Origin of the sequence: Psychroflexus gondwanensis ACAM 44, from assembly GCF_000355905.1 — a bacterium.
In the GTDB taxonomy this organism is placed as follows: domain Bacteria; phylum Bacteroidota; class Bacteroidia; order Flavobacteriales; family Flavobacteriaceae; genus Psychroflexus; species Psychroflexus gondwanensis.
This window is the reverse complement of record NZ_APLF01000004.1, coordinates 341066-363661: the sequence shown is the minus strand read 5'-3', so window position 1 is coordinate 363661 and position 22596 is coordinate 341066. Positions and strand designations below refer to the sequence as shown.

Genomic DNA, 22596 nt, shown 5'->3' with positions numbered 1-22596 from the left:
GAATTGGTAAAATTCAGTTCTACACAAAAAGGATTATGAGTAGCAAAGGAAAAACAGAATTCAAACTTCCTAAAATGGGAGAAAGCATTACTGAAGGGACAATTTTAAATTGGATAGTTAGTGAAGGGGAAAGCTTTCAAGAAGGAGATATTTTAGTAGAAGTGGGGACAGATAAGGTAGATAATGAAGTTCCAGCTCCATTTTCTGGAACCCTAGTGGAAACCAAATACGGAGCTAATGATATTGTCAAAATTGGTGAGGTGATCGCTGTTTTAGAAGAAACCAGCGTTTCAGAAACAAGTGGTAAATCTACTGAAGAAAAGACAAAAAGTCAAGATAATTCTACTGCCAAAAAGCCAACTAAACCTTCACCACCAAAGCCTGCTTCAAAAACACCTAAAACTCAACCTCCTACTGAAAGCCAACCTTGGATGCCCAGTTCTAGAGGGAATCACTTTTATTCTCCTTTGGTTGAAAAAATTGCAAAAGAGCATCATATCAGCTATGAGGAGTTAGCCCGCATTCCAGCATCAGGGAAGAAGGATCGACTTCAGAAGTCCGATGTTTTTAAATATATCGAGGAAGGCCGTCCGGCCCAATTCGCTCAAACCCAAGTCGAAAAGTCTTCTGGATTTCAAGTTCCCGACTTAAAATTTGATAAAGGAGAAGGCAAGCTTGTGGAGATGGATCGCATGCGTCAAATGATAGCAGACCACATGGTCTATTCAAAGCATACTTCTCCTCATGTTACCGCTTATGTGGAAGCAGATATGACTAATTTGGTTCACTGGAGGAATGCCAATAAAAAAGAATTCCAAAAGAAAACTGGAGAAAAATTAACCTTTACGCCCTTATTTATTCAGGCCGTCACTAAAGCTATTCAGGACTTTCCCATGATTAATTCTTCACTAGACGGTAAAAACATCATAGTGAAAGATGATATTCATATCGGGATGGCCACGGCTTTACCAAGTGGTAATCTAATAGTACCGGTAGTTAGACATTCAGATCAAAAAGATTTAGAAGCCTTGGCGAAAAACGTGAATGCACTAGCTAGGAAAGCAAGAGATAATAAGTTGACCAGTGAAGAAACTAAAGGCAGTACCTTCACTATTTCTAATGTAGGGACCTTTGGAAGCTTGATGGGAACTCCAATTATCAATCAGCCTGAAGCAGCGATTTTAGCGACAGGTATTATCAAAAAGAGAGCCGAAGTGATAGAGTATGAGGATGGTGATAAAATTGAAATCAGGCAGATGATGTATTTGTCCTTATCGTTTGATCATAGAATAGTAGATGGATTTTTAGCTGGTAGCTTCTTAAGACGAATTGCAGATTATCTTGAAGAAAAAAGAGATACTTAATATTAATTAAGAATTTTGAATTAAAAATTTTTAATGAAAAAAAATATAGTAAAAGATAAAAGCTTTGATTTCTCTTTGAAAATTATTCTGCTCTTCAGAACAATGCAAGATCAGAAGGAATTTATAATTTCAAAGCAGATTCTACGATGTGGAACAAGTATTGGGGCTAATATAGCTGAGTCAGAAGCAGCTCAAAGTCTTAGTGATTTTATTCACAAATTATCAATTTCATCTAAAGAAGCTAGAGAAACTCTCTACTGGCTTCAGCTTTTAGATAAAAGCAAATTGGTTGTTATTGATTTGAAAACTCACCTTGAAGATTGTGAAGAAATAGTTCGTTTATTGACTTCAATTATTAAGACAACAAAATCTAAATTATAGATTAAAAATTTATAATTAAAAATTCTTACGATGAAATTAAAAAGAGATATATTCAAAAAAGCCTTCACCAATTTAGTCACGGCAAAAGCCTTGACAGAATTATACGAAGAGAACTTTAAAGTGGTTTCCAAATATGTACATGCTACTTCTCGTGGTCATGAAGTGATTCAAACTGCTGTAGGGATGCAATTGCAGCCTCAAGATTATGTATACCCATACTATCGCGACGATTCCATTTTATTGGCCATTGGTATGCAGCCAAAAGATTTGATGTTACAGCTTTTAGCCAAAAAAGATGATCCCTTTTCGGCAGGACGGACCTATTATTCTCATCCTAGTTTAAACGATGCAGATAAGCCTAAAATTCCACATCAAAGTTCGGCAACAGGGATGCAAGCGATTCCCGCGACTGGTGCCGCTATGGGGTTTTGGTATAAAGAACACAAAGATTCAAAGTTCGATACTCAAAATTCAAAATCGCCAGTGGTTGTCTGTTCTTTGGGAGATGCTTCGGTCACCGAAGGCGAAATAGCAGAGGCTTTTCAAATGGCTGCTCTTAAGCAGCTGCCTATCATTTATTTAGTGCAAGATAATGGATGGGATATTTCAGCGAATGCTGAAGAAACTAGAGCTCAAGATGCTTTTGAATACGCTAAAGGATTTCATGGACTCGAAGCTATTAGTATTGATGGCACGGATTTTATAGAGTCTTATACCGAATTTGAAAAAGTGCTTAACACCGTAAGGGAAGAGCGAAGACCGTTCTTAGTCCATGCGAAATGTCCTTTACTTAATCACCATACTTCAGGGGTGAGAATGGAATTTTATAGAGACGACTTGGAAGAATCTAAAAAGAGAGATCCCTATCCAAAACTAAAAAAGCAACTCCTAGAAAATGGGTTTACTGAAGGTGAGCTAGACGCTATTGAACAAGCAGCTAAAGCTATTGTTGCTAAAGAATATCAAGAGGCTCTGCAAGCGGAAGATCCCAAGCCAGAGGATTTATTTACCCACGATTTTGCGCCGACACCCATTACTGAAGAAAAGGGCAATCGCTCTCCAGAAGGTGCAGAAAAAGTGGTTATGGTAGATTGTGCTTTGTTTGCTATTGAAGAACTTATGAACCAACATCCTGAATGCTTACTTTATGGACAAGATGTTGGGGGTAGGCTAGGAGGAGTCTTTCGTGAAGCCGCCACTTTAGCACAAAAATTCGGAGATCATCGCGTCTTCAATACGGCAATACAAGAGGCTTTTATTGTCGGTTCTACAGTAGGCATGTCTGCGGTTGGTTTAAAACCTATTGTAGAAGTTCAATTTGCAGATTACATCTGGCCAGGGTTAAATCAATTATTTACTGAGGTGAGTCGCAGTTGCTATCTTTCTAACGGAAAGTGGCCTGTTTCTATGATTCTCCGAGTGCCAATTGGTGCTTATGGTAGCGGAGGGCCTTATCATTCATCTTCCGTTGAAAGTGTAATCACCAACATCCGTGGATTAAAAATTGCTTATCCAAGCAATGGTGCAGACCTAAAAGGGTTGATGAAAGCAGCTTATCATGATCCAAATCCTGTAGTTATTTTCGAGCATAAAGGTCTCTACTGGAGTAAGGTGCCTGGCACTAAAGGAGCTACAAGCATAGAGCCTGCAGAAGATTACGTCTTGCCTTTTGGAAAAGCTTGGGTGCTTCAGGAAATTTGGCCTCAAGATGATGATGAGACTATGAGCATTATCACTTATGGAATGGGAGTTCACTGGGCGATGAATGCCTCTCAGGAACTTGGCCTTCAGGACAAAATTGAAATTGTAGATTTAAGAACACTCCATCCTCTAGATGAAGAAGCGATTATGAAGTCTGTCAAAAAATGTAAGAAGTGTTTGGTAGTCACTGAAGAACCTTCAGACAACACTTTTGCCAGAGCCTTAAGCGGTAAAATTCAAGAACAGTGTTTTCAGTATCTGGATGCACCTGTGATGACGATTGGGTCTGAAAACATGCCCGCTATTCCGCTGAATTCAACTTTAGAACAAACTATGATTCCGAGTACAGAAAAAGTGAAAGTTAAAATACAGGAACTTTTAAGCTATTAATTTTTCTCATATAAAAAGTAATACCCTAGGATTACCACAGGGTATTACTTTTAAACAATGCTTTTGGATTATCCTTCTATTATAATGTTTTCATCTTCAACACCAAGCGCTTTCAAATCGCTCACAACACTTTCAATCATAGGATCTGGACCACATACATAGAATTTCTGGTTTAAATTGATAATATGTTGTTTCAGGAAACTTTCATCGATATGCCCATATGCAAACTCCTCTGTTTTTTCATCCGATAAAATGTTGATAAACCGATCGCTGAGCATCTCTCTAAGCTCGTCTTTTAAGATGATGTCTTTGCTGGTTTTGTTTGCGAAAATCAATTTGTTGGTTTCATTACCACCATTTCGCTGGCGGTCTCTTAGAATAGCGATAAGAGGTGTGAGTCCTGCTCCACCTGCAATAAAAGTCCCTTCACCTCTAAAGTAAATATTCCCAAAGATTTCATTTTGTAATAATTCGTCACCCACCTTTAAGTCGAGTAGTTTATCCGTGACTCCGTCGTGACTTGTATAGGTTTTAATGACAAATTCGAGATCAGAATCATCTGGTAGACTCGTAAAGGTAAAAGGTCTACCTTGCTCTTCCCAATTCTCTTTTTTTATAAAAAGTTCTGTAGCTTGCCCCGGTTTAAACTCAAGGCCTTCAGGTTTATTGGTCCTGATTTGTAGAACATCAGGAGTAATTTTTTCAATGGTCTTAATTTCTAATGTATTCATTTTTTATTATAATTTATAAAAGTTGTAGGTTTTAGTCACGGCGATTAAGAGTATTGCACTGATTTTTTAACACTTGAATTATTTTCAACCGGTATTATGACTTAGATTAAACCCTACTTATTATAGAGCTTCATTTTGATACTCTCATTTTATGGTTTTATTTGTGCAAGACAAATCTTCAAATGTGATAAAGATCATTCTTAAAGTAGCCTGAATTGTTATAGCGATTAGGAAAAAAAATATTGCAGAATTATTCGATGTGATGAACAGAAAAAATTTCCATTAGATGACTTGGTTTTTGTAAATTACTTGAAAATAGAAAGTAATGAATCAAGACTTTTGGTTAGAGGTAAAAAATAGATTTTTAAACTTCATTACCCAAATCGGCCCTAATATTCTTTATGCGCTGGTTGCTTTGGTGCTTGGTGTTTTCGCAATTAAATTTACAATGCGTGTTTTGAAACGCATTTTAAGAAAATCCAAAGTTGAGTCATCTCTTAAAACATTTGTAGAGAGCTTATCATTTTTCATATTATATGGATTGTTGTTTACACTTATTGGTTCAATTTTAGGTGTGGAGGCAACATCCTTTCTAGCTATTTTTGGCGCAGCAGGAATTGCAATTGGCTTAGCTCTTCAAGGAAGTTTATCGAATTTTGCAGGTGGAGTTTTAATTTTAGTCTTCAAACCTTTTAAAGTAGGAGATTTAATTAGTGTAAGATCCAATGTGGGGTTTGTTGTTAAAATTGATATCCTTTACACGACAATTAAAACTTTCGACGGAAGAATTATTATTATGCCCAATGGAAATGTTGCAAATAGTGATGTCGACAACCGTACGATGGAAGAAACCCGTAGAATAGATTTGAGTTTGAAGTTTAACTACGACGCTGATATTGATGACGTCAGAAAAATTATTTTAGAAGCTTTAGAAAAGCACCCCAAAATTTTAAAAACACCCGAGCCCGACGTTTGGTTAGATTCAATTGGTGAATATGATATGAAAATCACAGCCCGTTCTTGGGTAAATTCTCATGGATATTGGCCAGCCTATTGGGAGCAGTTGGAAGCTGTTAAAAAAGCATTAGATGATCATGGAATTGAAATTCCAATTCCGCGTCGTTTGGTATTTCAGGGAGGAGAAGTCAATCCCGATTCCATTAAATCAGAACCGGATCAACCTATTAAGTAAGGGATTTTTTGATGCGCTCTAAGGCTTCTTCAATATTAGCTTCGCTGGCAGCATAAGAAATTCTAATACAGTTTGGACTGCCGAAAGCTTCACCAGTCACTGTAGCTACATTGGCAACTTCCAATAAAAACATTGAGAAATCAGTTGCGTTTTCTATTTTCTTACCATTAAAGGTTTTACCGAAAAAAAAGGAGACATTTGGAAATATATAAAAGGCACCCTTAGGTTCATTACATTCAAAACCCTGAATTCTGCTAATTAAATCTAATATCAATTTACGCCTTGACTTAAATTTATCGATCATGTATTGAATCTTTTCCACAGGAGCTTCTAGAGCTGTTATGACAGCTCTCTGGGCAATACAGTTGGCTCCGCTAGTCACTTGACCCTGAAGTTTTTTGCAGGCATTGGCTATTTTCTCTGGAGCACCAATATATCCAATTCTCCAACCTGTCATGGCGAAAGCTTTAGAGACACCGTTTACTGTGACCGTTCTATCATACATACTATCAATTTGTGCCATAGAGAACGTCTTTTCCTCTCCAAAGTTGATGTGCTCGTAAATCTCGTCACTTACCACAACAATGTCTGGATACTCTTTAAGGACCTCCGCTAAAGCTCGAAGCTCTTTTTCGGTATAAACAGAACCACTTGGGTTGCAAGGAGAGCTATACCAAAGCATTTTTGTTTTAGGTGTTATGGCAGATCTAAGCTGATCTGGAGTCATTTTAAAATCCTGTTCTAAATCTGTCTGTACTTCAACAGGCACCCCTTCGTTCAATTTTACCATATCTTTATAGCTCACCCAATATGGGCAGGGTAAAATAACTTCATCTCCTGGGTTTATAATGACGGATGCAATATTATAAAGCGACTGTTTAGCCCCGGTAGAAACAACGATTTGATTGAGATTATAATTTAAATGGTTATCTCTTTTAAATTTTAGTTGAACAGCTTTTTTTAAATCCTCATAACCGTCTACTGGTGTATAAGAATTATAATTATCGTTTATAGCTTGGATAGCAGCTTCCTTGATAAAATCTGGAGTGTTAAAATCTGGTTCTCCGAGGCTAAGTCCTATAATATCCTTGCCTTCAGTCTTTAATTCTCTGGCCTTAGCGGCCATAGCTAGGGTTGCTGAAGTTTCAAGATTTTGAATTTTATCAGAAAGTTGAATCATAAATATAAATAAATTAAGAAAGTTGAGGTTCGCTACCTAACGTTCGTAAATGTCTGAAGTGAGATTTAATTGCTTCTCGAGTAGATTTATACTCGTTGTAAGGTAAATCAAATTCTAGGGCTGTTTCTTTTACAATTTCACTAATTTTATTGTAATGAACATGACTAATATTTGGAAATATATGATGTTCTACCTGATGATTAAGACCACCGCTAAACCAATTCATAATCTTATTATTAGTCGCAAAATTTGTCGTCGTAAACAATTGATGAATAGCCCACGTATTTTTCATTTCACCAACTTCGTTTGGCATAGGCATATCATTTTTTTCAACCATGTGAGCCAATTGGAATATAACACTCAACATAAGACCTGCGGTATAATGCATTACAAAAAAACCAAGCAAAACTTTCCACCAAACGATCCCGATCAAAATAGGAATAACTATCCAAATAGAAAGATACAAAGCTTTCGTAACGGCTAGTAACCCCCATTGTTTAAAATGGCTCGGCATTTTACCGTAAGATAATTGTTTTTTTAAGTAGCGTTTGGTTTGCTTGAAATCTGACGTTAATGCCCAGTTGAAGGTTAATAAACCGTATAAAAAGACGGAATAAATGTGTTGAAATTTATGAAAACGTTTCCATTTCGCGTCGTGAGAAAAACGGATAATTCCACCAGCATCAATATCTTCGTCATGGCCATGAATATTGGTATAAGTATGGTGAAGAACATTATGCTGAACTTGCCAATTATAAACATTCCCAGCAAGTATATAAATGGAGCTTCCCATAAACTTGTTCACCCATTTTTTCTTTGAATAAGTACCATGATTCCCGTCATGCATAACATTCATGCCTACACCAGCCATACCTATTCCCATAAATACAGTGAAAAGTAATTTCCACCAATCTGAAATATCTAGAAATAAGATTAAGAAATAAGGGCTTAAAAATAAACTAAACATGAAAATGGTCTTAATGTGCAACTTCCAGTTTCCTGTTTTCTTAATGTTGTTGTCGTTGAAGTAAGCGTTGACCCTTTTGTTAAGCGTTTTAAAAAACTTTTGTGGGTCTTTCCTTGAAAATTTGATCGTTGAATTTACCATTGTAATAGTTATATTAACAAATATAAAAATTAATCCTTATCAAAATTAAGTATGCCTCCCAATTGTGTTGGATTTATAATAATTTCAACTTCAAAATTTGTTTAGTCGAGTATCTTTCCTCGAGCCCATAAGTTAAATAAATAAGGGTAAAACAGTCGATTACCTTTAATAACAGATAATATCTGTTATTTTTGACATTCATTAAACTTAAAAGCGTGAAGTTATTAGTAAAATATTTTCCAGATTTAGATGACAATCAAATAAAGCAGTTTGAGAAAATTTCTGAAGTCTATAAAGATTGGAATCAAAAAATCAACGTGGTCTCTCGAAAAGATATCGACGAGATTTATATTCGCCATGTCTTACATAGTATGGGAATTGCAAAAATCCAAGCCTTTTTACCTGGCTCAAAAGTCCTAGATGTTGGAACTGGAGGCGGGTTCCCAGGAATTCCATTGGCGATTTTATTTCCAGAAACTGAATTTACCCTGGTGGATAGCATTGGTAAGAAAATTAAAGTCGTTGAGGAAGTGGTTGAAGAACTAGGTCTTCAAAATGTAAAAGCTATTAACGATAGGGTTGAAAATATTTCAGGTGAATTTGACTTTATAGTTAGTAGAGCAGTTGCTGTTATGCCTAGCTTTGTGCATTGGGTAAAAGGTAAAATCGCTAAGCGCTCCCTGCACGAAAGAAAAAATGGTATTCTTTATCTAAAAGGTGGAGATCTATCCGATGAGTTGGAGCTATACAGAACCGTAGAAGTATTTGAGCTTTCAGATATTTTTGAAGAAGAATTTTTTGACACCAAAAAAGTGGTTTATTTACCTATGAAATACAAAGGCTAAACTTTAGCTTTAAAATTGAAAAAAACCTCTGAACTAAAAGTCCAGAGGTTTTTAATGTCATAACAACTCAATCAATTATCCCATATGTGGGTAGGTATAATAGGTGGCTGGTACAAAAGTTTCTTTGATCAATCTTGGAGAAGACCATCTCAATAAATTAAATTTTGAACCTGCTTTATCGTTTGTACCGCTATTTCTAGCTCCACCAAAGGGTTGGCGTCCTACAACAGCACCAGTACATTTGTCATTGATATAGAAATTACCAGCTGAATTTTGTAAAATATCTGTAGCTACAGAGGCTGCATAACGATCTGTAGAGATAATTGAGCCTGTAAGTCCATACTGACTTGTTTCATCGACAAGATGAAGAGTGTCTTCATATTTGTCGTCATCATAAACATAAAGAGTCAACACCGGACCAAATAATTCTTCCACCATAGTTTCATACTGTGGATTGGAGGTCACAATTACCGTAGGTTCTATAAAATAACCTTTAGACTTGTCATAATTACCACCTACAATAATTTCAGCTTCATTACTATCTTTGGCTCTATCGATGTATTTTGCTAGTTTATCAAAGGACTGTTCGTGAATGACGGCACCAATAAAATTATCGAAATCACCAGTCGAACCCATTTTAATAGACTTTACGTCTTTTACTAATCTTTCTTTTACATTAGGCCATAGGCTGTTAGAAACATAAGATCTTGAAGCCGCACTACATTTTTGACCTTGAAATTCAAAAGCACCTCTCAATAAAGCAGTGGCAACTACTTGCGCATCTGCTGATTTGTGGGCGATAATAAAATCCTTACCACCAGTTTCTCCTACAATTCTAGGGTAAGTATTATAAGTATGTATGTTTTCTCCAATTTTAGCCCAAATTCCTTTAAAGACATTGGTGCTTCCAGTGAAATGGATTCCAGCGAATTCTTTTCTAGCTAAAATTTTATCGGTAATCATTACTGGATCTCCCATAATCATATTGATAACACCACTAGGTAAGCCAGCTTCTTTAAAGACTTCCATGATAACTTGAGCGGATAACATTTGGCTATCACTTGGCTTCCAAACGGCTACATTACCCATTAATGCAGCACTAGAAGGTAGATTTCCCGCAATGGCCGTAAAATTGAAAGGGGTAATAGCATATACAAATCCTTCCAAAGGTCTATGTTCTAGTCTATTCCACTCATTGTCTGCAGATTCTGGTTGCTCTCTGTAGATTTCAGTCATATATTCTACATTGAACCTTAGGAAATCACAAAGCTCACAAGCTGAATCAATTTCGGCTTGTAAAACAGTTTTAGATTGACCAATCATGGTCGTTGCATTTATTCTGTCTCTGTAGGGACCTGCAATAAGATCTGCAGCTTTAAGAAATACAGCAGCTCTTTGTTCCCAAGGAAGTTTGGCCCACTTTTTTCTAGCTTCAAGAGCAGAATTAATGGCTTGTTCTACGTGCTTTTCTTCAGCATTATGAAAGATACCGACTTCATGTTGATGGTCGTGAGGAGGACGGATGCTTTTAGTGTGCCCGGTCTTAATTTCTTCACTTCCAATATATAGGGGTACTTCAGCCTTTTCGTTATACACCTTTTTATACATTTTTTGTATCGATTCTCTCTCTGGAGAACCGGGTGCGTATGATTTAATAGGTTCGTTTATTGCTTTTGGCACTTGAAAATATCCTTTTCCCATAATTTATGTGTTATTTAATATTAGCGTAAATATAATTGATATAATTCAACTATAAAACTTAACATGATAAGCTTTTATTAATACCTGTTAATAAGGATTTAATTAGTTGATAATATTTCGACTATTCCCATTACCTATACCTATAACCTTGTCAAATCTTGCCCCGATATCTCTATAGTAAACTAGAATCTGATAGTCGTTTTCGGTCACGTCGTGGTCTCCACTTATAAAACCACCATCAAAATTTCCGTTGGCGTCTAGATAAATGTATTTAAAATTATAAAAGCCTTGCTTTAAAATCAATTCATTAGTGAGCATAGACCTAGATTTATCCAAGGTCATCAAGGTGCTGTCATCCAATACATAATTATTGAATCTCCCATAAAGGTGAATTTCTCCGCCTTCTAAGTCTTTGTAATTGTTTAAAGAAAAATGAACTTTGGCATATTCAGATTCGATGTCTAGATCATCACCTTGAACAGTGTTAATTCTAAAGGCCCCATTAATATCTGGGTTGAAGGTGTATTCTCTTCCGTCTCTTACGAAGTTACGGTAAAGATAAGAGTTGTAGAGATCTAGCAATTCTATGCGTTCAATTCTTAAAGTTCCTTGTCTAATATCCTTATTATCAAAATTTAAGTATTCGTTGCCTCCCCAAAAGGCAGACTCGTCATTATATCTGTAAACTAAAGTATTACCTTGAACAAACTGAGGTTTTAGATTGTAAATGGCTGTGCTGAAATCGTTATTTTGAACCACAACGGTTTTGACGGTTTGTTCAGGATTTCTAAAAATGAAACTATCTCTACCTATTTCAAAATTCACAACCTGTTTTTCACCGATGTAGTCAAGTTCTCGAGACCGTCTTATTGTAAGATCTACATTGACCAAATTTTCATAAACAATAAACTTCCTAGAAAAAATAATCTGTTTATCGTCGTTAAATATTTTCAACATGTAGTTTCCACTAACTTTAAGCTGTCTTGTATTCGTATTAGGTAATCTTAACTCGTAATGTGTGTAAGGTTGCAAGGTTGTAAATGAGTTTCTGAAATTAAAAAGTCTAATGTCATCAAAGCCCTCTAAAACCTCATTTTTTGAAAGGATGGAAGGGGTCCAATCAAAGTTGTAATGTTCTATCTCATAGTAATAATCATTTTCTGCAGCTCTCAAGTCATCAAATTTCAAAATCAAACTTTCTCCTCTAGCAATGATAGGAGTCCCACTAAATTCTTCACTAGAGCCGTAAAATTCAATGGTTTTTATAAAATCTGGGGGCAAGGTTTCGTAGTCTTGTTGAGAATGACTTAAGGAACCTATAAACAGGGCTAGAAAAACAAGTTTTAATTTCATTTTTAAAAGATTAAGGTGTAAAGTTACAAATCTAAAGTATATTTATTTAGAATGATTATAAATAATATAACTATAAGATTTGTTTGCTATAAGAATGCAAGTTTAATTATTAAATTTGCAGACCAAAATCAAACGATAATTTAAGATGCCCACAGACGTAAAGATTAAAAAGGGTTTAAGGCTAAATCTAAAGGGTGAAGCTACTAAAACTTTTGAACAAGCTGAAAAGTCCAAAACCATAGCTCTAAGACCAGCCAATTTCTACTCTCTAGTCCCGAAAATGGTACTTAAAGAAGGTGCTAAATTGAAAGCTGGAGATGAGGTATTTTTCTCGAAATATTCAGATAAAACTAGAGTGGTATCCCCTGTTAGCGGAACACTCAAAGAGGTTCGTAGAGGTGCAAAGCGAAAAATCCTGGATGTCATCATCGAAGCAGATGAGACTCAAGAATATAAAGATTTTGGAGTAATGGATCCCTTAAAATCAGATTCTTCTGAGGTTAAAGAGCGTATATTTTCAACTGGTCTAGGAATTCTTTTAAACCAGAGACCTTATAATGTTCCAGCAAATGCAGATGATACGCCTAAAGCAATTTATATTTCTGCATATAACACGGCCCCGTTAACGGGTTCAGCAGAATTTATACTAAAAGATAGAGTTGAATTTTTTCAAGCAGGTATAAATGCCTTAACTAAACTTACTGGCGGGATAGTTTACTTAGGTGTTGATAAACAATCTGCCTCTTTTTTAAAGGATATTGAGAACGTAGAAGTTTTAAATATTTCTGGTCCTCATCCAGCAGGAAACGTAGGAACACTTATCCATGAAACAGAACCTATGAATAGGGGAGAGAGAGTTTGGACCGTAAACCCTGAAGATGTCGCTATCATTGGAGAGCAATTTAAAACAGGGAAGTATAATGCTCAGCGAACAGTTGCTGTTACTGGGACATCTGCTAAAAATAGACTTTACTTCAAAACCATTGCTGGTTCAGAAGTAAAGTCGGTTTTAAAAGACTTTGAAGATAATTCTAGGATTATAAGTGGGAATGTATTGACTGGTGAAAAAGTAGAGGCCGATGGGTATTTAAACTTTTTCGCTAATGAACTTACTGTTATTCCTGAAGGAAATGAATATAGGATGTTTGGATGGTTACCTTTTAAAGATAACAATATTCACTCCATGTCCAAAACTTCATTATCCTGGTTGTTTCCTAAGAAGAAATATGAAGTTAATACCAATATCAACGGAGAAGAGAGAGCCTTGGTGGTGACTGGAGAGATGGAAGAGGTCATGCCGTTGGATATATTTCCAATGCAGCTCATTAAGGCTTGTATGGCTGGCGATATAGAAAAAATGGAAAGCTTAGGGATTTACGAAGTAGTACCTGAAGATTTTGCGCTTATAGATTACACAAATACATCCAAAATCGAAGCGCAATCAATTATTCGAAGCGGTCTGGATATTATGTTAACAGAAGTAGGATAAATTTATAATAATTATGAATTGGATTAGACAGAAAATTGATCAAGTTAAAGAGCCTTTTGAGCCAGGGAACAAGCTCGAAAAGTATCGCCCAGCTATAAATGCATTGGATACTTTTTTATTTGTTCCAGACCATACAACCAAAAAGGGAGCTCATATTCGTGATGCTGTAGATTTAAAGAGAACTATGATTACAGTAGTTATAGCTTTAATTCCTGCTTTGGTTTTTGGGATGTGGAATGCCGGTTATCAGCACTATATCCAACTTGGTGAAACCCCGGCTATATTGGAGGCTATTCTTCATGGAGCTTACAAAATTGTTCCAATGATTGTAGTATCCTACGGTGTAGGATTGGGTCTTGAATTTGCATTTGCGATTATGAGGGGTCACGAAGTGAACGAAGGCTATCTAGTTACAGGGTTGCTTATTCCTATGATTATGCCTATAGATATCCCATTGTGGATGGTAGCTTTATCGGTTATCTTTGCAGTTTTGATTGGGAAAGAAGCTTTTGGAGGTACTGGAATGAACATCTTAAATCCTGCACTAACAGCAAGAGCCTTTGCATTTTTTGCCTATCCTACTTATATGTCTGGAAACAAGATTTGGGTAAGTGAAGCATCAAATGTTGATTCTATATCTGGTGAAACGATTTTAGGTTCATTAGCGGCTAACAAAGAAATAGGTTACAATACAGCAGAGATGTTTACAGGAATAATACCCGGATCTATTTCTGAAACTTCTACCCTGTGTATTGCTGCAGGAGCTTTAATTCTTATTCTGACTAAAGTTGGAAGCTGGAGGATTATATTAAGTGGTTTAATAGGGGCAGCTGTAATGGGATTAATCTTTAATGCCTTAAATATTGAAGGTAACGGCTTAACTAATTTCCCTTGGTATCAGCATATAATTGTTGGTGGTTTTGCATTTGGAATTGTTTTTATGGCAACAGATCCCGTGAGTGCAGCACAAACTACAAGGGGAAAATGGATTTATGGATTTTTAATAGGACTCTTCGGTATTATGATTAGGGTGTTTAATCCGGCTTATCCTGAGGGCATTATGTTATCCATATTATTACTTAATGTTTTTGCCCCAACGATAGATCATTACGTTATTCAAGGTAATGTGAAGAAAAGACAGAACCGTTTACAAATGAAAACAGTTAAAACAGCTTAATTATGGATAAAAATAGCAATTCATACACTTTTATTTTTGCAATAATCATGGTCATTGTTGTTGCGGTAACACTTTCTTTTACTGCTACTACATTAGGACCCCTGCAAAAGGAAAATGTGCGTAAAGAAAAAATGCAAAATATACTTTCTACTATTGGTATTGAAACAAGTAGGGAGGATGCAGAAGTATTATTTAACAAATACATTACTCAGCAAATCGCTCTAAATTCCAAAGGGGAAGAGAAAGAAGATGTCAATGCCTTCGATGTCAACTTAGCTAAGGAATTGTCAAAACCAGATGAAGAGCAAAGTTTTCCTATCTATGTAGCAGATTACGAAGGTTCCCAGTTTTATATCGCTCCATTGAGAGGTAATGGACTGTGGGATGCTATTTGGGGATATATAGCACTTAAGGAAGATGCTAACACTGTCCAAGGTGTTGTTTTTGACCATAAAGCAGAAACCGCTGGATTGGGTGCGGAAATTACAACGGACTGGTTTCAACAAAGCTTTGTTGATGAGAAAGTTTTCAACGAGCAAGGAGAGCTTGTTGGGGTAAACGTTAAAAAAGGATATAGCGGAGGAAACAATAAGGATGATAACCAAGTCGATTCAATTTCTGGAGCGACCATAACTAGTGATGGAGTTTCTGAAATGATTGAAAAGAGACTTAAAAATTATCTACCTTTCTTCAAACAGCGTCAAAATATTAAAGTTGTAACACGATAAATTATGAGCTCAGAAACAAATCCAAAATCTAAAACTGAAGCCGAAAAGAAGAAGAGTGAAATGCTTCTCTTTTTATCGAGTTCGGAAGAGAAAGAACATTTTTTGTCAAAGGCAAATCGTAAGATTTTAAAAGATCCTTTAAATGATAATAATCCTATTACAGTTCAGGTTTTAGGAATCTGTTCAGCATTAGCGATTACCGTTCAGCTGAAGCCTGCAATTGTGATGTCCCTAGCGGTGGTCTTTGTAATGGCTTTCAGTAACGTCATTATTTCCTTACTTAGAAACTCAATACCAAGCCGAATCCGAATTATAGTTCAGCTTGTGGTTGTAGCAGCTATGGTAATTCTTGTAGATCAAATTTTAAAGGCTTATGCTTTCGATGTGAGTAAACAACTTTCTATTTTCATCGGTCTTATCATTACAAACTGTATCATCATGGGCCGACTTGAAGCTTTTGCTTTAGGTAACGGTGTTTATAAGTCGTTTTTAGATGGAATTGGGAATGCTGCTGGTTACGGACTTATTTTAATCGTTATTGCTTTTTTTAGAGAACTTTTTGGTTCGGGTAAATTGCTAGGTTATGAAGTTTTAGGACATCAAGGGGTAACCCTTGCAGAGTCTACCGGATTATACTCTTTAGGTTATGAAGATAATGGATTTTTCCTATTATCCCCTATGGCACTCATCGTGGTAGGTGTTATTATCTGGGTGCAGAGAGCAGGCAATAGAAAATTAATTGAAGAAAATTAAATAAAAGCATTAGAGATGGATTTAGTAAACTTATTTGTCAAAAGCATTTTTATAGAGAATATGATTTTTGCGTATTTTCTAGGGATGTGTTCTTATCTCGCAGTCTCAAAGACAGTGAAAACTGCGGTAGGTCTGGGAGCTGCTGTAATATTTGTATTGTTGATTACAGTTCCTGTCAATTATCTTCTCGATAATTACTTACTTCAACCAGGAGCTTTATCTTGGTTAGGTGCAGAATTTATTGATGTGGATTTGAGTTTTCTCAGCTTTATCATGTTTATAGCTGTAATTGCTTCTATGGTTCAGCTTGTTGAGATGATTGTAGAGAAATTTGCACCTGCTTTATATGGTTCTTTAGGTATATTTTTACCCCTTATCGCTGTAAACTGCGCGATTTTAGGAGGATCTTTATTTATGCAGCAAAAAGATTTTAGCGGCATAGAAGGAGCTGTAGTATATGGGCTGGGAAGTGGTCTAGGATGGTTTTTAGCCATACTTGCCATCGCAGCCATTAGAGAGAAAATAGCTTACTCAAATGTTCCAGCTCCCCTTAAGGGATTAGGAATCACCTTTATTATTACAGGACTGATGGCTATTGGATTTATGAGTTTCATGGGTATTAAATTATAAACAAAGAGGATTATGACAGTTATATTAGCGAGTGTTGCGGTATTCTTAACTTTAATTTTGTTGTTGGTGGTTATTTTGCTATCAGCTAAAGCAAAATTATCTCCGTCTGGACCAGTCAAGGTCAATATAAATGGGGAGAAAGATTTAGAAGTTGGTTCTGGATCTACTTTACTAAATACATTAAGTGATAATAAATTATTTCTGCCATCTGCTTGTGGAGGCGGTGGAACCTGTATCCAATGTAAATGTATTGTAACAGAAGGAGGCGGTGCTATCCTTCCTACGGAAGAGCCACATTTTACAAGAAAAGAAATTGCTGAAGGTTGGAGATTGGGTTGTCAAGTGAAAGTGAAACAAGACATGACAATTCAAATTCCCGAAGAGGTTTTTGGTATTAAGAAATGGCAAGCTACGGTTGTGTCCAATTATAACGTAGCCTCTTTTATCAAGGAATTTATTGTTGAAATTCCTGAAGATATGGGTTACAAAGCTGGTGGTTATATTCAAATTGAAATACCTGCATGTGAAGTGAAGTTTGAAGATATGGACATAGCTGCTCATCCAGAAGAGCACCCTGATGAGGTAGATAAATTTAAAGCAGAATGGGATTCTTTTAAATTATGGCCACTTGTCATGAAAAATACAGAGACTGTAGAAAGAGCTTATTCAATGGCGTCCTATCCAGCTGAGGGCAGAAAAGTCATGCTGAATGTGCGTATTGCTACTCCTCCTTTCGACAGAGCAAAAGGGGACTGGATGGATGTAAATCCTGGTGTTGCTTCCTCATTTATTTTCGGATGTAAAGCAGGGGATAAGGTTACGATTTCCGGACCTTATGGTGAATTTTTCATCAATGAAAGTGAAGCAGAAATGCTATATGTAGGTGGTGGTGCTGGTATGGCTCCAATGCGTTCTCACTTATACCATTTGTTCAGAACCATTAAAACGGGTCGTAAAGTGACATTTTGGTATGGTGGTCGTTCAAAAAGAGAATTATTCTATACGGAACACTTCAGAGCTTTAGAGCGGGATTATCCAAATTTCAAATTTTACCTAGCTTTATCTGAACCTCAAGAAGAAGATAACTGGAAAGTGAAAGATGGGATAGATGGTGAAGGCGACGGTTTTGTTGGATTTATTCACCAATGTGTGATAGACAATTATTTGGATCATCATGAAGAACCAGAAGACATGGAATTGTATTTCTGTGGACCACCATTGATGAACCAAGCAGTTCAAAAAATGGGTGAAGACTATGGTATACCAGACGAAAATATCAGATTTGATGATTTCGGCGGATAAGACGAATTGAATTTTATACCCCCAAACAGGATACTGTTTGGGGTTTTTATATTAAAGAAATATGGGGCTACTTACAGATCAACAATTACACAATCTTGCTATGAATGTTGTTGGTAAGGATCTTGAAGAACTGGGATACGAATTTTTAGCTGTAAACAGTAAAAAATCGAAAAACCCACAGTTTGTAGCGACCAAAGAAAAGAAGTTGATATTTGTTGTGGTACGTGCAGTTAACTACCCCGATAACCCTGTGCTTTATGATGAGGAGTTAATGCAGAAAGTTAGTAAACATGCTGTTAATTATGAGGCTAAAACTTTTTATGCAGGAGTTGGTGTAGCTAATTCTATAAGCTATGAACTACCCGTCGACTCAGAAGAAGATTACGTTCTAAATTATACGGGCTTAATCGAAATTAAATGAAATATCTTTTTTTAGTCTTAAGTCTTCTCTTTTTATCTTGCGATAAGGATACTCCAAACGCACAATCTTTAAGAGGAAGTGCTATAGGCACTACTTATTCCATTAAATATTTTTCAGAAGATTATATACTTATGGGGTCTGAAATTGATTCTATCTTAAAGGATATTAATTTATCTATGAGTACTTATATGCCTGAGTCTGATATTTCAAGAATCAATTCTGGAGAGTTGGTCGTTGTTGATCAGAATTTCCAAAAGGTTTTTAAAGCTTCTAAACGTATTTATGAAGATACTCAGGGATACTTTGATCCCAGTGTAGGTTTGCTCGTAAATGCTTATGGTTTTGGCCCTTTAGGTTATTCAGAAGACGTTACAGAGAAACAAATAGACTCTCTATTCCAATTTGTGGGCTTTAACCATATTCAATTATCTGAAGATGCTCAAGTGGCATCAAGCCTTCCTGTATTCTATTTAGATTTTAACGCCATAGCTAAAGGCTATACTGTGGACGTATTTGGAGAATATCTTCATTCCAAGGGCGTTAATAATTATTTGGTAGAAATTGGTGGAGAGGTGAGAGTGAAAGGCAAGAACCTAGAGAAGGCTTCCCCTTGGAAAGTTGGGATCGAGTTACCTGTTGCAAATAATTCTAGAGAATTGATGTACGGTATTCAACTTAAGAATGAGTCTCTAGCCACGTCGGGAAATTATAGGAAGTTTAGATCAGATTCTTTGTCAGGTAAAAAATATGTTCATACTATCAATCCGAATACGGGCCAATCTCAAAAAACAGATATTCTTTCGGCCTCTGTCATTACAACTACTTGTGCCGATGCCGATGCTTATGCGACTGCATTTATGGCAATGGGATTTGAAAAGTCTATACAATTCATAGAGAAACAAAATGCCATCAAAGTGATTTTTATTTATAGTGATTCGGAGGGAAATCAAAAGACTTATATCTCACCAGAGCTTCAGTCCTCAGTTGAGGAATTCTAAGAGGGTTTAAAGCAAATAGGGAGTAGTTCACCTTTGCTAAGTCTAAAGTAGTTAACTTCCTCCTCAGTTAATTCAGAAGTGAAATCCACTTCCTTAACCTGAAATCCTATCTTTCTTAGTTTATCGAAATAATCACGGCCATAAATTCTTAGGTGATCGTATTGCCCAAAAATTCGAGCTCTGTCTTTAGGATCAGTTATAGAATCGTCCTCAAATGTCGTCGCTCTCGAAAGATCTTGTGGGATTTGGAGTAATGCCATTCCGCCGGGTTTAAGAACTCTTAGAAGTTCTTCCATAGCTTTAGTATCATCTTTGATATGCTCTAGGACATGATTGCAAATCAGCGTGTCGAAATAATTAGTTTCAAATGGTAAATCACAGATATCAGCCTTTACATCTGCAATGGGAGAATTGAGATCTGTAGTCGTGTATTCCAAATTTTCCAAGTCCTTAAACCTTTTAAAAAAGGCTTGTTCTGGAGCGAAATGGAGTAGCTTTTGTGGTCGAGTAAAAAAGTCTGTTTTCCGTTGTAGATACAACCAAAGCAATCGGTGTCTTTCTAAAGATAAGGTAGACGGACTCAGAACATTGAGCCTTTGTTTTTCATACCCGTAGGGTAAAAATTTCGAAAAAGTTTTACCATCTATGGGATCTTTATAGGCAGTTCCTTTATAAACCAAAATCAACAATGGCTTTACGATTAAGCTCATCTGAATAAGGAAAGGTCTTGGAAATAAGTTGAGAAGGACTTGGAATATTTTTTTCAAAATTTAATTTTACTTTTCGAAAGTAAAATTAAAGCTAAATCATCAATTATTTAAAATTATATCTCAATAATACCTGTTTAGATAATGAATTTCTATAGATCAACTCTTTGCTATTTTTCCTTCACGGATTATTCATTGACAGGTGAAATGTTTTAATTCCTGACTAATAGTTTCACCTGCTGAACTTTAAATAGAATTAAAAAATGAAAATGATTTTAAGATCAAATCAATCTTTACTTTTTTTTAAAACAACCCTGAGATTGTTCCCTCTCCATCTATTTTAATCTTTTCAGCTGAAGGGGTCAAAGGCAAACCAGGCATCCTAAGTATGTTACCAGCAATTGGAATAATGAATCCAGCTCCAGTAGCTATTTCAAACTCACGGATGTGTATGTCAAAATTTATAGGGCGGCCTAGTAATTTTTCGTTGTCACTTAAGCTTTTTTGGGTTTTAGCCATACAAATGGGTAGCTTAGCATAGCCTAAATTTTCAAATTTCTTTAATTGCTTTTTCGCCTTGTCTGTAAGCACTACATTATTGGCTCCATATATCTTTTTGCAAATCTTTTCTATTTTGGTGAAGGAAGAATCTTCCAGATCGTAAGTAGGGGTAAACTTCACTTCACAAGTCTGAGCAGCAGCTATTACTTTTTCGGCCAATTCGATACAGCCTTTTCCTCCTTCAGCCCAGCCATAGCTTAAAGCTACGGGTACTCCTATTGTTTTGCAATAGTCATAAATGAGTTTTTTTTCCGCTTCGGTATCACTGTTAAAGGCGTTTATAGAAACAACTACGGGCAACCCAAAGCTTTGAATGCTTTCTATATGCCTCTCTAAGTTTGGGAATCCTTTCTCTAAGGCCTCTAGATCTTCTTCGGTTAAGCGATCTAGTGACATTCCTCCATGATACTTAAGCGCTCTTATTGTTGCTACAATCACTACAGCTTTGGGAGATAAATTAGCTTTTCGGCACTTTATATTCAAGAACTTTTCAGCACCCAAATCGGCGGCGAATCCAGCTTCAGTGACTGCATAATCTCCTAAACTCATGCCCATTTTTGTAGCGATAATAGAGTTGGTTCCTTGAGCGATATTAGCAAAAGGTCCTCCATGTATAATCGCTGGATTTCCTTCAAGTGTTTGAACCAGATTAGGTTTGATGGCATCTTTTAATAAAACAGCCATAGCTCCAGAAGCATTTAAATCTTTAGCATAAACGGGCTTACCTTCAAAAGTATCCCCGATATAGATGTTGGAGCACATGTCTTGTAAGTCTTCTAAGTTTTTGCACAAACATAAAATGGCCATAATTTCTGAAGCCGCTGTAATGTTGAACCCTGTCTCATTAGGAATTCCACCTGCTTTGCCTCCTAAGGCAGAAACGATGTTTCGAAGAGAGCGATCGTTCATATCCATACAACGCTTCCATATCACAGTGCGAGGGTCTATGCCTAAATTTTTACTTCTGTTTTGTATATTGTTATCAATGAGTGCTGCAAGTAAATTGTTAGTCATAGCAATGGCATGAAAATCACCTGTAAAGTGCAAGTTGATGTCTACCATGGGAATAACTTGACTCCAGCCTCCGCCTGTAGCGCCACCTTTCATCCCAAAAACAGGCCCGAGACTAGGCTCTCTTAAGACCACCACTGACTTTTTGCCAATATGGTTTAAGCCATCGTTTAGGCCAATGGAAGTGGTTGTTTTCCCTTCTCCTGCTGGGGTTGGCGTTATGGCCGTCACCAAAATAAGGTTACTCTGATTAACTTTCTCCTCATCTATCAAGTCTAAGGGTAATTTGGCCTTTTCATTCCCGTAATATTCTAAATGGGCTTCTTTAATGTCTAATTTTTCAGCTATCTTTTTAATGTGATCCGCTTTAACTTTCTGTGCAATATCTATATCAGTCATTTATTATTTTTCTGAATTTTGGGATGTGAATGTTTAATTATTTATCAATGCGTATTTGTAAAATATAGGTATTGAAACCCTAGAAAAACAGCTTAGCGTTTTACAAAGAGAATCGATGAGCAACCGAATAACAAAAAAGATACGAGACTTTATTTAGAGCTTTATTAAGGGGGTGTAGGTTAGATAATTCTTTTTTACTTGTTATACCACAGTATTCTGTTGTGGTGTCGCTTTTTATTCTATTCACTATTTGAGTCCATTTTCTTGTATTTTTTTGAATTCGATTTAATTAAAAGATATGGAATCCCAGTAATCATTGAAGTCCAAAACGAATAATATTCAACTTCGGGGTTTTCAATCCCTTTTGCAATTAAAAATCCCATTATAATAAGTAATGCCATTCCGAACATTGCATTCCTTAAAACATTGGCAACCCCCTCAATGTCATATTTTTCTTCTTTGGGCATAGGAGTT

21 protein-coding genes are annotated in these 22596 nt (G+C 36.2%); 13 read left to right on the top strand and 8 right to left on the bottom strand.

Annotated elements, in window-relative coordinates; genetic code table 11:
- The first annotated feature begins 35 nt into the window (after positions 1-35).
- The 3 genes from PGOND44_RS05430 to PGOND44_RS05420 are packed head-to-tail and all read left to right on the top strand — an operon-like array spanning position 36 to position 3836.
- On the top strand, positions 36-1364 hold the full coding sequence (locus tag PGOND44_RS05430; protein ID WP_003437674.1) for a dihydrolipoamide acetyltransferase family protein: 1329 nt from the start codon (positions 36-38) through the stop codon (positions 1362-1364).
- Between the two features lie 33 nt (positions 1365-1397).
- Positions 1398-1745, top strand: coding sequence for a four helix bundle protein (locus PGOND44_RS05425; RefSeq protein WP_003437673.1), 348 nt, complete (start codon positions 1398-1400; stop codon positions 1743-1745).
- Between the two features lie 30 nt (positions 1746-1775).
- Positions 1776-3836, top strand: coding sequence for an alpha-ketoacid dehydrogenase subunit alpha/beta (locus PGOND44_RS05420; protein WP_003437672.1), 2061 nt, complete (start codon positions 1776-1778; stop codon positions 3834-3836).
- A 68-nt stretch (positions 3837-3904) separates the two neighbouring features.
- Here the strand turns inward: PGOND44_RS05420 and PGOND44_RS05415 are convergent, their stop codons facing one another.
- Positions 3905-4567 carry a ferredoxin reductase domain-containing protein gene (locus PGOND44_RS05415; protein WP_003437671.1) on the bottom strand — a complete coding sequence of 221 codons (663 nt, stop codon included), beginning with the start codon at positions 4565-4567 and terminating at the stop codon, positions 3905-3907.
- A 325-nt stretch (positions 4568-4892) separates the two neighbouring features.
- Here PGOND44_RS05415 and PGOND44_RS05410 point away from each other — a divergent pair, with 325 nt between their 5' ends.
- The gene (locus PGOND44_RS05410; protein WP_003437654.1) at positions 4893-5759 is read left to right on the top strand and encodes a mechanosensitive ion channel family protein; all 867 of its coding nucleotides are present in this window, start codon (positions 4893-4895) and stop codon (positions 5757-5759) included.
- Here PGOND44_RS05410 and PGOND44_RS05405 read toward each other — a convergent pair.
- Positions 5752-6939 (bottom strand): pyridoxal phosphate-dependent aminotransferase, encoded by a 1188-nt coding sequence (locus PGOND44_RS05405; RefSeq protein ID WP_003437650.1) that lies wholly within the window; start codon positions 6937-6939, stop codon positions 5752-5754. The two genes, PGOND44_RS05410 and PGOND44_RS05405, sit on opposite strands and share 8 nt — an antisense overlap.
- A gap of 13 nt (positions 6940-6952) precedes the next feature.
- Entirely contained in the window at positions 6953-8047 is a 1095-nt protein-coding gene (locus PGOND44_RS05400; RefSeq protein WP_003437647.1) for a fatty acid desaturase family protein, read from the bottom strand.
- A gap of 215 nt (positions 8048-8262) precedes the next feature.
- Between PGOND44_RS05400 and rsmG the strand changes: the two genes are divergently transcribed.
- On the top strand, positions 8263-8892 hold the full coding sequence (gene rsmG, locus PGOND44_RS05395; RefSeq protein WP_003437644.1) for a 16S rRNA (guanine(527)-N(7))-methyltransferase RsmG: 630 nt from the start codon (positions 8263-8265) through the stop codon (positions 8890-8892).
- 75 nt (positions 8893-8967) lie between these two features.
- On the opposite strand, the gene pruA is transcribed toward rsmG, so the two are convergent.
- Positions 8968-10593, bottom strand: coding sequence for an L-glutamate gamma-semialdehyde dehydrogenase (gene pruA, locus PGOND44_RS05390; protein ID WP_003437641.1), 1626 nt, complete (start codon positions 10591-10593; stop codon positions 8968-8970).
- A gap of 102 nt (positions 10594-10695) precedes the next feature.
- Positions 10696-11946: a type IX secretion system plug protein gene (locus PGOND44_RS05385; protein ID WP_003437639.1), complete on the bottom strand. Its 1251-nt coding sequence runs from the start codon at positions 11944-11946 to the stop codon at positions 10696-10698.
- Between the two features lie 145 nt (positions 11947-12091).
- On the opposite strand from PGOND44_RS05385, the gene PGOND44_RS05380 reads away from it, so the two are divergent.
- The 8 genes from PGOND44_RS05380 to PGOND44_RS05345 all read left to right on the top strand — a co-directional run bounded on the left by PGOND44_RS05380 (position 12092) and on the right by PGOND44_RS05345 (position 19444).
- Positions 12092-13435, top strand: coding sequence for a Na(+)-translocating NADH-quinone reductase subunit A (locus PGOND44_RS05380; protein WP_003437636.1), 1344 nt, complete (start codon positions 12092-12094; stop codon positions 13433-13435).
- A 13-nt stretch (positions 13436-13448) separates the two neighbouring features.
- Positions 13449-14612, top strand: coding sequence for an NADH:ubiquinone reductase (Na(+)-transporting) subunit B (locus PGOND44_RS05375; protein ID WP_003437633.1), 1164 nt, complete (start codon positions 13449-13451; stop codon positions 14610-14612).
- A 2-nt stretch (positions 14613-14614) separates the two neighbouring features.
- Positions 14615-15340: an NADH:ubiquinone reductase (Na(+)-transporting) subunit C gene (nqrC, locus tag PGOND44_RS05370; protein ID WP_003437630.1), complete on the top strand. Its 726-nt coding sequence runs from the start codon at positions 14615-14617 to the stop codon at positions 15338-15340.
- A gap of 3 nt (positions 15341-15343) precedes the next feature.
- On the top strand, positions 15344-16093 hold the full coding sequence (locus PGOND44_RS05365) for an NADH:ubiquinone reductase (Na(+)-transporting) subunit D (RefSeq protein WP_003437629.1): 750 nt from the start codon (positions 15344-15346) through the stop codon (positions 16091-16093).
- 15 nt (positions 16094-16108) lie between these two features.
- Positions 16109-16723 (top strand): NADH:ubiquinone reductase (Na(+)-transporting) subunit E, encoded by a 615-nt coding sequence (gene nqrE / locus PGOND44_RS05360; RefSeq protein ID WP_003437627.1) that lies wholly within the window; start codon positions 16109-16111, stop codon positions 16721-16723.
- A gap of 12 nt (positions 16724-16735) precedes the next feature.
- Positions 16736-18025, top strand: coding sequence for an NADH:ubiquinone reductase (Na(+)-transporting) subunit F (nqrF, locus tag PGOND44_RS05355; protein WP_003437625.1), 1290 nt, complete (start codon positions 16736-16738; stop codon positions 18023-18025).
- A 61-nt stretch (positions 18026-18086) separates the two neighbouring features.
- On the top strand, positions 18087-18446 hold the full coding sequence (locus PGOND44_RS05350) for a hypothetical protein (protein ID WP_003437622.1): 360 nt from the start codon (positions 18087-18089) through the stop codon (positions 18444-18446).
- Positions 18443-19444: an FAD:protein FMN transferase gene (locus PGOND44_RS05345; protein WP_003437620.1), complete on the top strand. Its 1002-nt coding sequence runs from the start codon at positions 18443-18445 to the stop codon at positions 19442-19444. Before PGOND44_RS05350 ends, PGOND44_RS05345 begins: the two co-directional genes overlap by 4 nt.
- On the opposite strand, the gene PGOND44_RS05340 is transcribed toward PGOND44_RS05345, so the two are convergent.
- From PGOND44_RS05340 to PGOND44_RS05330, 3 genes are all read right to left on the bottom strand, one after another.
- Positions 19441-20211, bottom strand: coding sequence for a class I SAM-dependent methyltransferase (locus PGOND44_RS05340; protein WP_003437618.1), 771 nt, complete (start codon positions 20209-20211; stop codon positions 19441-19443). The genes PGOND44_RS05345 and PGOND44_RS05340 overlap by 4 nt on opposite strands.
- Positions 20212-20454: 243 nt before the next feature.
- A complete protein-coding gene (locus PGOND44_RS05335) occupies positions 20455-22122 on the bottom strand; it encodes a formate--tetrahydrofolate ligase (RefSeq protein WP_003437616.1) in 1668 nt (555 codons plus the stop codon).
- Between the two features lie 239 nt (positions 22123-22361).
- Complete coding sequence (locus PGOND44_RS05330; RefSeq protein ID WP_003437614.1) at positions 22362-22589, bottom strand: hypothetical protein; 228 nt, start codon at positions 22587-22589, stop codon at positions 22362-22364.
- Positions 22590-22596 lie beyond the last annotated feature (7 nt).

What these genes read in the sequence shown, in the direction of transcription:
- nqrE (WP_003437627.1), top strand. Translation starts at nt 16,109, where the DNA reads ATGGATTTAGTAAACTTATTTGTCAAAAGCATTTTTATAGAGAATATG.
- nqrF (WP_003437625.1), top strand. Translation starts at nt 16,736, where the DNA reads ATGACAGTTATATTAGCGAGTGTTGCGGTATTCTTAACTTTAATTTTG.
- PGOND44_RS05350 (WP_003437622.1), top strand. Translation starts at nt 18,087, where the DNA reads ATGGGGCTACTTACAGATCAACAATTACACAATCTTGCTATGAATGTT.
- PGOND44_RS05345 (WP_003437620.1), top strand. Translation starts at nt 18,443, where the DNA reads ATGAAATATCTTTTTTTAGTCTTAAGTCTTCTCTTTTTATCTTGCGAT.
- PGOND44_RS05330 (WP_003437614.1), bottom strand. Translation starts at nt 22,589, where the DNA reads ATGCCCAAAGAAGAAAAATATGACATTGAGGGGGTTGCCAATGTTTTA.
- PGOND44_RS05375 (WP_003437633.1), top strand. Translation starts at nt 13,449, where the DNA reads ATGAATTGGATTAGACAGAAAATTGATCAAGTTAAAGAGCCTTTTGAG.
- PGOND44_RS05415 (WP_003437671.1), bottom strand. Translation starts at nt 4,567, where the DNA reads ATGAATACATTAGAAATTAAGACCATTGAAAAAATTACTCCTGATGTT.
- PGOND44_RS05425 (WP_003437673.1), top strand. Translation starts at nt 1,398, where the DNA reads ATGAAAAAAAATATAGTAAAAGATAAAAGCTTTGATTTCTCTTTGAAA.
- PGOND44_RS05365 (WP_003437629.1), top strand. Translation starts at nt 15,344, where the DNA reads ATGAGCTCAGAAACAAATCCAAAATCTAAAACTGAAGCCGAAAAGAAG.
- nqrC (WP_003437630.1), top strand. Translation starts at nt 14,615, where the DNA reads ATGGATAAAAATAGCAATTCATACACTTTTATTTTTGCAATAATCATG.
- pruA (WP_003437641.1), bottom strand. Translation starts at nt 10,593, where the DNA reads ATGGGAAAAGGATATTTTCAAGTGCCAAAAGCAATAAACGAACCTATT.
- PGOND44_RS05410 (WP_003437654.1), top strand. Translation starts at nt 4,893, where the DNA reads ATGAATCAAGACTTTTGGTTAGAGGTAAAAAATAGATTTTTAAACTTC.
- PGOND44_RS05335 (WP_003437616.1), bottom strand. Translation starts at nt 22,122, where the DNA reads ATGACTGATATAGATATTGCACAGAAAGTTAAAGCGGATCACATTAAA.
- PGOND44_RS05420 (WP_003437672.1), top strand. Translation starts at nt 1,776, where the DNA reads ATGAAATTAAAAAGAGATATATTCAAAAAAGCCTTCACCAATTTAGTC.
- PGOND44_RS05385 (WP_003437639.1), bottom strand. Translation starts at nt 11,946, where the DNA reads ATGAAATTAAAACTTGTTTTTCTAGCCCTGTTTATAGGTTCCTTAAGT.
- PGOND44_RS05430 (WP_003437674.1), top strand. Translation starts at nt 36, where the DNA reads ATGAGTAGCAAAGGAAAAACAGAATTCAAACTTCCTAAAATGGGAGAA.
- PGOND44_RS05405 (WP_003437650.1), bottom strand. Translation starts at nt 6,939, where the DNA reads ATGATTCAACTTTCTGATAAAATTCAAAATCTTGAAACTTCAGCAACC.
- PGOND44_RS05400 (WP_003437647.1), bottom strand. Translation starts at nt 8,047, where the DNA reads ATGGTAAATTCAACGATCAAATTTTCAAGGAAAGACCCACAAAAGTTT.
- PGOND44_RS05380 (WP_003437636.1), top strand. Translation starts at nt 12,092, where the DNA reads ATGCCCACAGACGTAAAGATTAAAAAGGGTTTAAGGCTAAATCTAAAG.